This is a genomic window from Actinomycetospora sp. ABD4_176 (assembly GCF_056311855.1).
This window is the reverse complement of sequence record NZ_CM149974.1, coordinates 5,430,500-5,443,381: the sequence shown is the minus strand read 5'-3', so window position 1 is coordinate 5,443,381 and position 12,882 is coordinate 5,430,500. Positions and strand designations below refer to the sequence as shown.

Below are 12,882 nucleotides of genomic sequence, written 5' to 3'. Positions count from 1 at the left end.
CGCACCGGGTCTCACCCTGCTCGACTCAGTCCCGCAGGCGCAGGATGACCCGCTCCGTCGGGCCGCCGCGCCCGACGAGCGCCCCGAGCCGGCCGACCAGCCCGAGCACCGAGATCAGCCGGTACTGCAGGCCGTACTTGGCGGCGAGTGCTCGGCGCGGCCCGTCCTGGGCGGCGGGGTCGTCGACGATCTCGGCGCGTCCCTCCGCGGTCGGGGCGTCCGGCGCGACGGTGCCGGCGCGGTCGCAGGGCCGCAGCACGATGCGGGGGTCGCGGCGCAGCCGCATGACCTTGCCGCTGGTCGCCGACGTGATCACGACCAGGGAGTCGCCGTCGCGGGCGACCCACACGGCGGTCGGCACCGGGGTGCCGTCGCGACGGTGGGTGGTCAGGGAGAGGAAGGGTTCGTCACCGAGGGCGGTCACGTCCGTGGTCGCGCTCACCCGTCCAGCTCACCACGACTGCGGTGGGCCCGCGCAGCGAGGGAACGAGGGGGGAACATGGGCCACATGGCCACCACAGCCCGGCGACGCCGCCCGGCGGACCTCGTGCTCGAGGGCGGCGGGGTCAAGGGCATCGGGCTCGCGGGCGCGGTCGCGGCGATGACGGACCGCGGCTGGGCGCCGCACCGGATCTCGGGCACCTCCGCGGGTGCGCTCGTCGGGGCGATGGCCGCCGCGGGCGCCGTCGGCGAGCAGCTCGGCGAGATCACCGCGCGTCTGGACTTCCGCGAGGTGGCCGACCGCCGCGGCATCGGCCGGCTCCCGGTGGCGGGCCCGGCGCTCGCGTTCCTCGGCGGGCAGGGGCTCTACCAGGGCGAGTGGCTGCACACCTGGGTCGGCGAGGAGCTCGCCGCGCTGGGCGTGCACACCTTCGGCGACCTGCGCATCGACGACCCCTCGCTGCCGCCCGCCCAGCGCTACCGCCTCGTGGTCACCTGCTCGGACCTGACACTCGGGCAGCTGGTGCGGCTGCCCTGGGACTACCGGTCGGTCTACGGCCTCGACCCCGACGAGCAGCCGGTCGCGGACGCGGTGCGCGCCTCGATGGCCATCCCGTTCCTGTTCAAGCCGACGACGTTGACCAACGCCCGCACCGGGGTGACGTCGACGCTCGTCGACGGCGGGCTGCTCTCGAACTTCCCCATCGACTCGCTGGACCGCACCGACGGGCGCGAGCCGGCGTTCCCGACGTTCGGCGTCACGATCACCACGGCACCCAAGCCGGGGATCGGCGACAACGTCGCGCTGTTCCACTCGCGGTGGTTCGACATCCCGCAGCCGGCACCGCTGCGCCTGCTCGAGCAGCTGATCACCACCATGATCCTCGGGCGCGACCAGGCCGTGCTCAACCAGCCGTGGGTCGCGGCCCGCACCATCCACGTCGACGCCGGAGCGGTCGGCCTGCTCGACTTCGGGATCACCCCGAGACGGGCCCGCGCGCTCTACGACGCCGGGTACGTGGCCGCCGAGGAGTTCCTGGACCGCTTCGACTGGCGGGCCTACAAGCGCCGCTTCCGCCGCGACGCCCACGAGGCGATGGCGGGCTCGGCCGCCGGGGTGCGGTGACGCCCCGCGGGCGTCGCGCGTGAGGGCCGGCGGGCAGACTCGGCGGCGTGAGCACCGCCGGGGCGCGTGCCCGCGCCGAGCGCGCGGCGCGCGAGCGTCTCGTCACCTCGCTGCTGCGCGAGCTGGACCCGCCGGTCACGCGCGACGGTGACGCCCTGCGCCTGACGCTCCCCGCCGGCACGCTCGGGGTGACGCTGGTGCACCGGTCCCCGACCGGGCACCACCGCCTCGGCGACGCGGTCACCCTCGACGGGAGGCCCGCGACGCACGACGAGGTCGTCGCCGCGGTGCTCGAGACCGTCGGGGAGGGCGAGCCGGTCGACCACCTCGCCGCGATCGTCGCCGACAGCGTCGCGCGCACGGCCCGCTACCTGGACGCGCCCGCCGTGCCGACCGGCGACCGCACCCGCGACGCCGAGCAGGCGGTGCGCCACGGCCACCCGTTCCACCCCACCCCGAAGAGCGCCGAGGGCCTCGGCGACGACGACCTCGCCGCCTGGGCGCCCGAGCTCGGCGCGTCGTTCGTCCTGCACCACCTCGCCCTGCGCGACGACGTCGTCCTCGCCGACGGGGCGCCGTTGACGCCGCCGGCCGCCGTCGCCCCGCACGTACCGGCCGGTTGGACCGCGCTGCCGGTGCACCCGTACCAGGCGCGCGTCCTCGCCCGTGACCCCACGCTCGCGCTGCTCGAGGCCGAGGGCGCCGCGCGGTGGCTCGGGCCGCTCGGGGACCTCGTGTGGCCGACGTCGTCGGTGCGCACGGTCGTCGACACGGTGACCGGGGCGTCGTGGAAGCTGCCGCTGCGGGCGCGCCTGACCCACTTCGTGCGCACCACCCCGCCCGAGCACGCCCGGCGGGCGCTCGACGCCGCGCGCGTGATCGCGCAGCTCCCGGCCCTGCCGCCCGGGTTCGGCGTCGTCACCGACCTCGGCTTCGCCACCCTCGACCCGGCGGTCGGCGGCGAGCGGCTCGCCGCCGACCTCACCGTCATCGCCCGCGCGCCGTTCCCGCCGGGCGGCCCGCGGGTGCTCGCGGCGGTGCTCGAGGACGGGCCGGCGGGCGAGGACCCGCCGCTGCTCGCCGACGTGCGCGCCGCCGGCGACGCCCACGCCTGGCTGCGACGCTGGCTCGCGGTCTCGCTCGTGCCGATGCTGCACGTCTTCGGCTCCGCGGGCCTGGGGTTCGAGGCGCACCCGCAGAACACGCTGGTCGTCACCGACGACGGCGGGTGGCCGGCGGCGTGCCTGGTCCGCGATCTGGAGGGCGCGCACCTGCGCCGTGACCGCCTCCCGTCCGGGCTGCCCCCCGGCTCGCCGCTGGTCTACACCCGCGAGGAGGCCTGGCAGCGGCTGCGCTACCACGCCGTGACCAACCACCTCGCCCTGCTCGTCGCCGTGCTCGGGCGGCACACCGTCGGCGAGGAGCCGTTGTGGGCGACGGTGGCCGACGTGCTCGGCGCGGTCCGCGACCCCGCCGCCCGGCCCTGGGCCGACGAGCTGCGCCGCAGCCCGACCCTGCCCGCCAAGGCCCACCTGCGCAGCTGGGCGGCTGGGCGCGGGGAGGACCCGATCTACGTCGAGGTGCCCAACCCGATCGCCGCCGCGGGGTGGAGGATGCCCGCATGAGCTTCACCCACGTCGTCACCTTCAGCTGGGCCGGGCAGGCCGCCGAGGACCCCTCGATCGCAGACGGCATCGCCGAGACCCTGCGCCGGTGGATCGCCGACGCCGACCTGGCGGGGCTGCGGTCGTGGACCTGCGGGCGCGACGCGGGCCTCGCCGAGGTCAACGCGGACTTCGCGGTGGTCGCGGTGTTCGACGACATGGACTCCTACCTCGCCTACCGCGACGACCCCGAGCACCGGCGGATCATCCTCGAGGACATCGCGCCGCACGTGGGGCAGCGCACGTCGGTGCAGTTCGCCGGGTGACGGTCGGCCCCGCCCGATCGGGGGCATGATCGGGCCATGACGGGCTTCGAGCTCGGGACCGACGGCCCCGGCACCATCCTGGTCGGGGTCGACGGGTCGATCACGTCGCTGCGCGCCGGCGCCTACGCGGCGGGCCTCGCGCGTCGCCAGCACGCCCACCTGCTCGTGGTGACGGTGGCGACGACGTCCTCGCTGGCGGCGATGGCGCCCGGCGCGCTGGCGGTGCTGTCCGACACCGCCGAGCAGCTCGCCGCCGAGGTGCAGGGCGAGGCCAGGCGCTATCTCGAGGACCTCGCGCTCACCGGCGAGCTGGTCCGCGTGCAGGGCGACCCGTACGCGGAGATCGTGCGCCTCGCCGACGAGCGGAGGGTGGACGCCGTCGTCGTCGGCGCCTCGACCAGCGCGGGTCACCGGATCGTCGGCTCGCTGGCCGGCCGGCTCGTGCGTGCGGGGAAGTGGCCGGTCACCGTCGTGCCGTGACGGGGCGGGGTGGAGCGACGGATCGGCCCAACGAATCACCCGTCCGCACCAGCGAACGATCACGCACGGCACCTACAGTGAGGCGGGTCACCCGTCCCTGTCCTCGTCGAGGTCGCTGTGGCCACACCGCTGACACCCGCCAGCCCCACCCATCTCGCGCCGTCGTACGCGACGCCGGCCTGGCTGCTGCGCGGGCTCACCAACGAGCCCGGGGTGCTGAGCCTGTACGCGGGGCGGCTGCGGCTGGTGACCGCGGAGGGGGTGGTGTTCGACGCCCCGCTCGGCGCGGTCGAGCGCCTCGCGTTCCCGTGGTATCAGGGCTCGGGCGGGCTGCGGGTGACGGTCGGCGGGCGGCGCCACCGGGTGACGCTCAGCCGCCCCAAGGGCGCGGCGTTCCCGGCCTCGCGCCTGCTCGACGCCGGCTCGCGCGCGCACGCCGGCACCGACCGGGCCGCGCCCGTCACCGTGCACACGGTGCTGGAGGGACGTGGCGCCGGTCGGGTGTGGCGCACGCTCCTCGACGCCTGAGCTCGCGGGACATCGCAGCGAACGGCCTGTTCGCTGCTTCTTGGCGCGCGAACCCCGCGTTGATCAGTCGTCAGCCCATGTTCGGCTGACCGTTGGAGGCGCCCAGCCCGCCGTCGACGGGGATGTGGGCGCCGTTGACGAAGCGGGCGTCGTGGCTCGCCAGGAACGCGATGACGTCGGCGACCTCGGCGGGCTCGGCGGGGCGCCCCATCGGGATCCGCCGGCGGAACGCGGCCATCGTGTCGTCGTCGGAGCGGATGCCCGCCGACATGTCGGTGGCGGTCAGGCTCGGGTGCACGGCGTTGACGCGGACGCCCTCGCTCGCGTGGTCGAGCGCCATCGCGTTGGTCAGGTTGGTGACCGCGCCCTTGGCGGCGTTGTACGCCGCCATCCCCCAGTCGCCGCCGAGGCCCGAGACCGAGCCGACGTTGACGATGCTGCCGCCGCTGGCGCGCAGGTGGCCCAGCGCCGCCTTCGAGGCGTAGAAGACGCCGTCGACGTCGGTGGCCATGACGCGGCGCCAGGCGTCGCCGTCGAGGTCGGCGACGGTGCCGGGCTCGGCGACCGCGGCGTTGTTGACCAGCGTGTCCAGGCGCCCGTGCTCAGCGACGACGTCGTCGACCAGCGACGTCACCGCCTGCTCGTCGGACGTGTCGGCGACGCGCGGGACGATCACCGAGCCCTCCGGAGCGTCGGCGGCGACCTTGTCGAGCTTCTCCTGCGTGCGCCCGGTGATGACCACCGTCGCGCCCTCGGCGCCGAAGCGGTGGGCGGTGGCGGCGCCGATGCCCGAGCCGCCTCCCGTGACGATCACGACGGAGCCGCTGAACCTACCCTCGGCCACGGGTCCTCCTCGACGAACGGTTGACGGCCTGACCGGCCGCGGTTACCCGTGCTTGTCGGCCTCACCCGTGGTGTCGAGCACGCTCCGTCGAGTGGCGGGTCAGCCGTACCTAGGTCACGCTGACCTATGTGTGGGTGGACGTGCTACTCCTGGGCCAGCTGGCGCGGCGGCCGGCGCACGGCTACGAGCTGCGCCGGCGCATCGAGGCGGCGACCGGCATCAAGCTGCACAACAACTCGCTCTACCCGGCGCTGAAGCGCTTCGGGGAGGCCGGGGCGGTCACGCGCACGCTCGAGCCGCAGGAGGGCCGCCCGCCGCGGCACGTCTACACGCTCACCGACGTCGGGCGGGAGCTGCTGCACGACCAGCTCGCCGACCTGCCCGACGAGCTCGCGGGCGACGAGGCCGAGTTCCTCGCCCGCCTCGCGGGGTTCGGCCGCCTGACCCCCGCCGAGCGCCGCGGTGTCCTCGACGCGCGGGGCCGGGTGCTCGCCGAGCGCCGGGCACGGCTCGCCGGGCTGGCCGAGGCGGCGGCCCCCACGTCGGCCGACCCCGCCACCGACGACCCCGCCACCGACGACCCCGCCACCGACGACCCCTGGGCCGCGCTCGTCCTCGACGAGGTCCTGCGCCGCATCCGCGAGGAGCAGGGCTGGCTCGACCGGCTCGCGCTCCGCGCCGACGACCCGACCACCACCACCCGTCAGCACGAGGAGAGGCCTTCATGACCAGCGGGACCACGATCACCACCTCGACCGCGCACGACGACGCCCCGGACCTGCCGCAGCTGCCGTTCCCGCGCGAGGACGCGCTGACGATCTCCCCGCTCTACGAGCGCCTCCGTGCGGCGGGCCCCATCACGCGGGTGCGCACGCCTACGGGCGACGCCGTGTGGCTCGTGTCCCGCTACGAGGAGGCCAAGGCCCTCTTCGCCGATCGCCGCCTCGGGCGCTCCCACCCGCAGCCCGAGCAGGCCGCCCGCGTCTCGGACGCCGGGGTGATGGCCGGACCCTCCGGCGACCACGAGCACGAGGACGACGACCACACGAGCATGCGGCGCCTCCTGACGCCCGCGTTCTCGGCGAAGCGGATGCGCCGGCTGCACGACCGGGTCGCGGAGCTCGCCGACGGGCTCGTCGACGACATGCTCGCGACGGGGTCCGCCGGCGACGACGTCGTCGACCTGCACGCCCGCTTCTCGGTGCCGCTGCCGATCTTCGTCATCTGCGAGCTGCTCGGCGTCCCGGTCTCCGACCGCGCCTACTTCAAGGGCCTCTCGGAGCGGATGGCCACGCTGACCGGCGACGACCCGGCGGTCGCGCGCGCCGAGTTCGAGCGCTACACCGCCGGGCTCGCCGAGGCCAAGCGCGCCGAGCCCGGCGAGGACGTCATCTCCGACCTCGTCGCCGCGCAGGCGCACGACCCGCGCCTCACCGACACCCGCGTCGCCGAGCTGACCGCCGGGCTGCTGTTCGCCGGGCACGAGACGACGGTCAACCGGCTCTCGCTCGGCGTGGTCCTGCTGCTGGTCAACCCGGCGGTGCGCGACCGGCTCGTCGCCGACCCGACCGGCTCGGTCGACGCCATCGTCGAGGAGGTCCTGCGCCTCGCCGAGCCGGGCGGGATGGGGCTGCTGCGCTACGCCCACGAGGACGTGACGGTCGGCGAGGGGGACGAGCAGGTCACGATCGCGCGCGGGGACGGCGTCGTCATCGTCACCAGCGCGGCCAACCGCGACGAGGACGCCTTCGACACCGCCGGGGCGTTCGACCCCGACCGGTCGCCGAACCCGCACCTGTCGTTCGGCCACGGGCCGCACTTCTGCATCGGCGCGAGCCTCGCCCGGACCGAGCTGCGCGTCGGGCTCACGACGCTGTTCACCCGCCTGCCCGAGCTGCGCCTCGCCGTCGACCCGTCGTCGCTGACGCTGCACACCGAGCGCCTCACCGGCGGCCTCGACGAGCTGCCGGTGCGCCTGCGCGGTTAGAGCTCCTGGCGGCGGGTCACCAGGGTCTCGGCGACCTCGCGGAGCTTGACGTTGAGGTCCTGCGAGGTGCGCCGGAGCAGGTCGAACGCCTGGTCGGCGGTCAGGCCGCGGCGCTCCATGAGCACGCCCTTCGCCTGGCCGATGACGTCGCGGCTCTGGAGGGCCTCGCGCAGCTGCGCCTCCCGCAGCTCCGAGGCCGTCCGGGCCTGCACCGCGGCGATCGCCGTCGCGGCGTGGGCGGCGAGCACGAGGGCGTGGTCGCGGTCGGCGGCGTCGAGGCCGTCGCTGGTCCATGAGTAGAAGTTCAGCGCGCCGAACCGCGGCGGCTCGCCGCCCGGGAACATGCCCGTCGACAGCACGGCGCCGAGCCCGAGGCCCTCGGCGGCCTGGCGGCCGAACGTCGGCCACGGAGCGTCGGGGCTGGTGAGGTGGTCCATCGAGGCGCCGACACCGCTGCTGTGCATGGCGGTGTGGCTGGGGCCCTCACCCACCTCGTCCTGCAGCGCGTCGGCCTTGAACGCGACGTCGTGGCTGGCGGCGACGGTGTCGAGGCGACCGTCGGGGTTGCGCAGCACGACCGACACCACGTCGGCACCGGGCACGATCGCCCGTGCGGCGTCCACCACCCGCTCGACCACCCCGACGACACCCGTGTCCGGGGGCACGGAGAACAGGGCGTCGGCGAGGAGCACGAACGCGGGGCCGAGCCCGTCGATCGGGCCGGAGTCCGACGTGCTGTCGAGGGTCATCGAGGGGCACCTTCACCGGTGACGCAGGGACACGGACCCCCGCAATTATCCGTGATCCCGCGCGCCGGTCGGCGACCAGGTCGGTCCGTCTCTCCCCGTGACCCCACGGTCACCGAGCGATGAGCTGCCCCAGCCGCTTGGTGAGCTTGACGTTCTCGCTGTAGTCGACCGGGACGACGATCACCGACGGCTTGTCGCGCCGGTCGAACGCCTCCTTGAGCGCCGGCCGGAACTCGTCCGCCGAGCCGATCCGCCGCGCGTGGCAGCCCAGCCCCTCGGACACCGCGACCAGGTCCGGCGTCTTGAACTCGGTGCCGAAGTGGTGCCCGAACTCCACCTCCTGCTTCCAGGAGATGAGCCCGTAGTCGTTGTCCTCCCACACCACGTTGACCGGGGCGACGCCGAGCCGCGTGGCGGTCGCGAGCTCGGCCATGTTCATCATGAAGCCGCCGTCGCCGGAGAGCGCCACGACCCGCTTGTCGGGCTCGACCAGCGCCGCCGAGACGCCGCCGGGCACCGCGATCCCCATCGAGCAGAAGCCGTTGGAGATGATGCAGGAGTTCGGCGCGTAGGTCGGGTAGTGCCGCGCGACCCACATCTTGTGGGCGCCGACGTCGCTGATGAGGATGTCCTCGTCGTCCATCTCGGCGCGCAGCTCGGCGAGGATGCGCTGGGGCTTCATCGGGAAGTCGCCGGTCTCGGCCTCGGCGCCCGCACCCGCCTCGGTGATCTCCTCGGTGAGCGACTCCCGCACCCGGTGGTGCAGGTGGATGTCCTCGTAGTGGTGCTCGTCGGTGAGGCCCTCGTTGATGGCCCAGAGCGTCGCGGCGACGTCACCGACGATCTCGACCGTCGGCCGGTAGGCGTCGTCCACCTCGGCGGGGTCGAAGTCGATGTGCAGCAGGCGCTTGGTGCGACCGATGTTCCAGCGCGCCGGCGGCCACTCGACCATGTCGTAGCCGACGGCGATGACGAGGTCGGCGGCCTCGAAGACCTCGGTGACGTAGTCGCGCGACCCGAGCCCGACCGCGTAGAGGCTGCGCTCGTGGCGGTCGGACAGCGCGCCCTTGCCCATGAACGTCATGCCGGCGTAGATGCCGGTGCTCTCGACGAAACGCTGCAGCTGGCGACTGACCCGCGTGCGCACGCAGCCCTGCCCGACGAGCAGGACGGGGCGCTCGGCGCGGGCGATGAGGTCGAGCGCGGCCTCGATGGACTTCTCGTCCGGGACCGGTCGGCGGACCTTCTCCGGCGGCACGATCGGCGCCGCCTCGACCTCGTGCTTGGCGATGTCCTCGGGCAGCTCGACGTGCGTCGCCCCCGGCTTCTCGGCGACGGCCAGCTTGAACGCCTTGCGCAGGACCTCGGGGATCGTGGTCTCGTCGCGCAGGGACGTCGTCCACTTGGTGATCGGCGAGAACATGTTGACCACGTTCATCGCCTGGTGCGACTCCTTGTGCAGGCGCGTCGTCGCGCCCTGCCCGGTGATCGCGACGACCGGGGAGTTGTCCATGTTGGCGTTCGCGACGCCGGTGACCAGGTTCGAGGCGCCCGGCCCGAGCGTCGACAGGCACACGCCGGGACGGCCGGTCAGCCGCCCGTACACGTCGGCCATGAACGCCGCGCCCGCCTCGTGGTGCGTGGCGACGAAGCGTACCGACGACTCGCGCATCGACATGAGGAGATCGGCGTTCTCCTCGCCGGGGACACCGAAGACGTACTCGACGCCCTCCGCCTCGAGACAACGCAGGAACAGGTCGCTGGCCCTCATGTGTCGGTCCACTCCCGGGGATCGGCGCGCGTCGGACCACGGACTGATGCCCAGGGCGCGCGCTCGGCACACCCCGGACGGCGCCCGGCCCTACCCGGACCCCGGCCGGACCACGCCGATCCCGCGCGACGAGCGGTCGCGGGAGCTCGTGCCGGTGCTCGAGCCCGTGCTCGTGCTCGTGCCCGTGCCCGCGCCGGTGTTCGACGCGTCGGTGCCCCCGCCTCCCGAGGCGCCGTCACCCAGGGTGCCGGCGTCACCGGCGCCCGCGTCGCCCCCGGCGCCGGTGTCGTCGGCGGCGCCGCCCTGCTCGGCCCCGGCGAGGTCCGACACCGACGCGAGGGTCTCGCCGATCTTGAGGTCGTTGAGGAACACCGTCGCGGGCCGGGCGTCGCCGTCGGAGTCGCGGTAGATGCCGGTCTTCAGGTAGTCGAACGAGTCGATCATCGTGCCGCGCGGCGGGCGGAAGTCCTGGAGGACCTGCTGCCCGTCGCGGTGGACCGACACCGACCCCCCGCCCACCTCGAACTCGATGTCCATCTGCACCGCGAGGTTGCGGCCGGCCTGCACCGGGCCGAGATCGCGGACGCGGTCGCCGACGTTGGCCAGCCACAGCCGCCCGTCGACGATCTCCAGCGCCACCGGCGGCGAGGTGTTGGTGCCGCCGTCGTGCAGCTGCCACACGACCTGCCAGTCCGACGTGTCGACGGGGAAGCCGGGCGGGAGGAAGGCGCTGTAGCCGAAGAACAGGTGCTGGCCGGCCCGGATGTCCTGCGCCTCCTCCGGACGCACCTCGGAGCGCTTCGCACCGTCGGGCACCTCGAGCTTCACGACCTCCCGGCCCGGCACGTTGGGGCTCTCGACCTCCTCCGGGTCCAGCCCCCCGCCCTCGACGTTGCCGCCGTTGGAGTCGCGGAACCCCGCGAGCCCTGACGTCAGGGCCCACAGCGCGCCGGTGTCCCCGCCGGCCGAGCCGGTGCCGGTGCTGCCGGACCCGCTGCCGGCGGCGTCGGCCTCGGCGTTGGCACTGCCGCTGCCGCCGCCGTCCGTGCCGCCGCCGTCCGTGCCGCTGCCGCTGTCCTCCGCCGCGCTGCCGGAGCCTCCGGCCCCGTCGGACGGCGGCCGGGTCGTCGTGCCCGGCGACGACGTGCCGGCGTCACCACCCGAACCGCCGCCGCCGTCGCTGCCACCGCTACCGCCGCGACCGGTCGGCGAGCCCTCGCCCGGCGGCGTGGTCGACCGCGGCTGCGAGTTCGTGCCGTCCTCGGCCGCAGCGCTCCCGCCGCCGGTCCCGCTCCCGGTGCCGCCGTCGCTCCCGGTGCCGCCCGTCCCGCCGCGGCCGGCCGCCCCGCCCTCGTCGGGCGGCGTGGTCGAGCGCGGCAGGGAGCCGGTGCCGTCCTCCGCCGCGCCCGAACCGGCACCCGTGCCGCCGGACCCGCCCGCCCCGGTGCCGCCCGTGCCCGTGCCGCCCGTGCCCGTGCCGCCCGTGCCGCCGCGTCCGGCCGCGCCGCCCTCGTCGGGCGGGGTCGTGGGCCGCGGCTGGGACGCGGCGTTGTCGTCGGCCGCGCCGGGCGGCAGGGTCGACGCGCCACCCGAGCCCGAACCGGTCCCCGAGCCCGAACCGGCACCCGAGCCGGTGCCGGTGCGCGGCGCCGCGCCGGTCGGGGCGGCACCGCCGTCGCCGGTGTCGGGGTAGAGGTCGCCGCCCGCCGGCGGCTGCGACGACCCGGACCCCGACCCGGGCTGCCCGGACCCGTCCGGCACGGTCGTCGCCGGCACGGGCGTCGCCGGCCCGGCCGTCCCGGGGGCCGTGGTCGGCGGGACCGGGGCCGTGCCGCCCGGGAGGCCGCCCGCGTCGTCACCGGCGCCGGGGGCACCGGCCGTCCCGCCGCCGTCGGGCGGGCTGGTCTCGTACCCGCCGCCGCCCGGAGCGGGCTCGTACCCGTCGCCGCCCGGCGCCGGCGGACCCGGGGTCGTCGTCCCCGGCGCCGCGGTGCCGGCACCGGGCAGGCCGGTGGCGGTGGTCGTACCCGCCGGGTCCCCCGACCCCGGCGTGCCCGCCGGCGCCGCGCCCGTGGACGCGGGCGCGCCGGACCCGGCCGGCGCCGGCAGCGAGGTGACCAGCCGGCCCAGGGAGTCGGACGCCCACCGCGTGGCCGGCGTCCCGGGCGCGACGTCGAGGCGCGCGTACCCGGCGTGGGCGGGCGCGGTGACCGCCTGCTCGAGCGGGGGCGCGGCGGTGCCCGGCGGGGTCGAGCACACCGGGTCGTCGGGCGCGCAGACCTGGATGGTGCGCGACGCCAGCGCCCCGAACCCGCCCGCCCGCGCGGGCAGCACGCCCCGCCCGTCGACGCCGTCGGGGACGGTGCGGGCGGCCGGGTCACGGGCGGGGTCGCCGAAGAGCCCGACGGCCACGACCCGGTCGGCCGGCACGCGCGCCTCCTGCCCGCTCCCGATCCGCGCGGCGACGTCGCCGGCGACCTGGGCTCCCTGCGAGTAGCCGAAGAGCATCACCCTGCTGTCCGGACACGCGGCGAGCTGCGCGGCGACCTGGTCGGCGAGCGCCGTGACCGCCTGCTGCTCGCTCGCCGCGTACGACTCCCCCACCTCAGGTCCGGGCACCGCGACCACGGCCAGGCGGTTGCCCACCTGCCCCACCAGCGGGTCGGTGAGCGCCGCGAGCGTCTCGCCCCCGGCCGCGCCGCTGCCGTTGACCGCGAAGAGCGTCACATCCCGGCACTCGGCGGGCGCGCCGGGCGCTGCGAGCGTCACCACGCCCGTCCCGCCGGAGAACAGCGTCACGACGAGCACCGCCGCGGCGGCGACGACGCCGGCGGGCACGTGTCCGACGAGACCGCCCCGCACCGACCGCCGCATCTCGCCCTCTCACCGGGGTGCCCGGCCGTGACCGGGGCGGGGCGGGACCGGCACACGCGGCACGGGTCGCCCTCGCCCGGTCAGCTTCGGCGACCGCCGTGGGGCGTGGGTGCGGTTTCGGAGAACTCGTCGCGACCGTTCCCGATCGCACA

Annotated in this window: 12 protein-coding genes; 7 read left to right on the top strand and 5 right to left on the bottom strand. The window is 75.7% G+C overall.

Annotation, left to right across the window (positions count from 1 at the left end):
- Positions 1–25 precede the first annotated feature (25 nt).
- The gene (locus ACYX4T_RS26350; protein WP_476012158.1) at positions 26–442 is read right to left on the bottom strand and encodes a PPOX class F420-dependent oxidoreductase; all 417 of its coding nucleotides are present in this window, start codon (positions 440–442) and stop codon (positions 26–28) included.
- Positions 443–508: 66 nt separating this feature from the next.
- On the opposite strand from ACYX4T_RS26350, the gene ACYX4T_RS26345 reads away from it, so the two are divergent.
- The 5 genes from ACYX4T_RS26345 to ACYX4T_RS26325 all read left to right on the top strand — a co-directional run bounded on the left by ACYX4T_RS26345 (position 509) and on the right by ACYX4T_RS26325 (position 4,505).
- On the top strand, positions 509–1,567 hold the full coding sequence (locus ACYX4T_RS26345) for a patatin-like phospholipase family protein (RefSeq protein ID WP_476012157.1): 1,059 nt from the start codon (positions 509–511) through the stop codon (positions 1,565–1,567).
- 47 nt (positions 1,568–1,614) lie between these two features.
- A complete protein-coding gene (locus ACYX4T_RS26340) occupies positions 1,615–3,192 on the top strand; it encodes an IucA/IucC family protein (RefSeq protein WP_476012156.1) in 1,578 nt (525 codons plus the stop codon).
- Positions 3,189–3,497, top strand: coding sequence for a Dabb family protein (locus ACYX4T_RS26335; protein WP_476012155.1), 309 nt, complete (start codon positions 3,189–3,191; stop codon positions 3,495–3,497). Before ACYX4T_RS26340 ends, ACYX4T_RS26335 begins: the two co-directional genes overlap by 4 nt.
- 36 nt (positions 3,498–3,533) lie before the next feature.
- A complete protein-coding gene (locus ACYX4T_RS26330; protein WP_476012154.1) occupies positions 3,534–3,977 on the top strand; it encodes a universal stress protein in 444 nt (147 codons plus the stop codon).
- Positions 3,978–4,094: 117 nt separating this feature from the next.
- Positions 4,095–4,505 (top strand): hypothetical protein, encoded by a 411-nt coding sequence (locus ACYX4T_RS26325; RefSeq protein WP_476012153.1) that lies wholly within the window; start codon positions 4,095–4,097, stop codon positions 4,503–4,505.
- 70 nt (positions 4,506–4,575) lie between these two features.
- On the opposite strand, the gene budC is transcribed toward ACYX4T_RS26325, so the two are convergent.
- Positions 4,576–5,349: a meso-2,3-butanediol dehydrogenase gene (gene budC / locus ACYX4T_RS26320; protein WP_476012152.1), complete on the bottom strand. Its 774-nt coding sequence runs from the start codon at positions 5,347–5,349 to the stop codon at positions 4,576–4,578.
- Positions 5,350–5,483: 134 nt separating this feature from the next.
- On the opposite strand from budC, the gene ACYX4T_RS26315 reads away from it, so the two are divergent.
- Both ACYX4T_RS26315 and ACYX4T_RS26310 read left to right on the top strand, forming a co-directional pair.
- The gene (locus ACYX4T_RS26315) at positions 5,484–6,077 is read left to right on the top strand and encodes a PadR family transcriptional regulator (protein WP_476012151.1); all 594 of its coding nucleotides are present in this window, start codon (positions 5,484–5,486) and stop codon (positions 6,075–6,077) included.
- On the top strand, positions 6,074–7,336 hold the full coding sequence (locus ACYX4T_RS26310) for a cytochrome P450 (RefSeq protein ID WP_476012150.1): 1,263 nt from the start codon (positions 6,074–6,076) through the stop codon (positions 7,334–7,336). Before ACYX4T_RS26315 ends, ACYX4T_RS26310 begins: the two co-directional genes overlap by 4 nt.
- On the opposite strand, the gene ACYX4T_RS26305 is transcribed toward ACYX4T_RS26310, so the two are convergent.
- From ACYX4T_RS26305 to ACYX4T_RS26295, 3 genes are all read right to left on the bottom strand, one after another.
- Entirely contained in the window at positions 7,333–8,085 is a 753-nt protein-coding gene (locus ACYX4T_RS26305) for an ANTAR domain-containing protein (RefSeq protein ID WP_476012149.1), read from the bottom strand. The genes ACYX4T_RS26310 and ACYX4T_RS26305 overlap by 4 nt on opposite strands.
- 109 nt (positions 8,086–8,194) lie before the next feature.
- Positions 8,195–9,856, bottom strand: a complete 1,662-nt coding sequence (locus tag ACYX4T_RS26300; RefSeq protein ID WP_476012148.1) for an acetolactate synthase large subunit — start codon at positions 9,854–9,856, stop codon at positions 8,195–8,197.
- Positions 9,857–9,946: 90 nt separating this feature from the next.
- Entirely contained in the window at positions 9,947–12,694 is a 2,748-nt protein-coding gene (locus tag ACYX4T_RS26295) for a cutinase family protein (RefSeq protein ID WP_476012147.1), read from the bottom strand.
- Between the last annotated feature and the right edge of the window lie 188 nt (positions 12,695–12,882).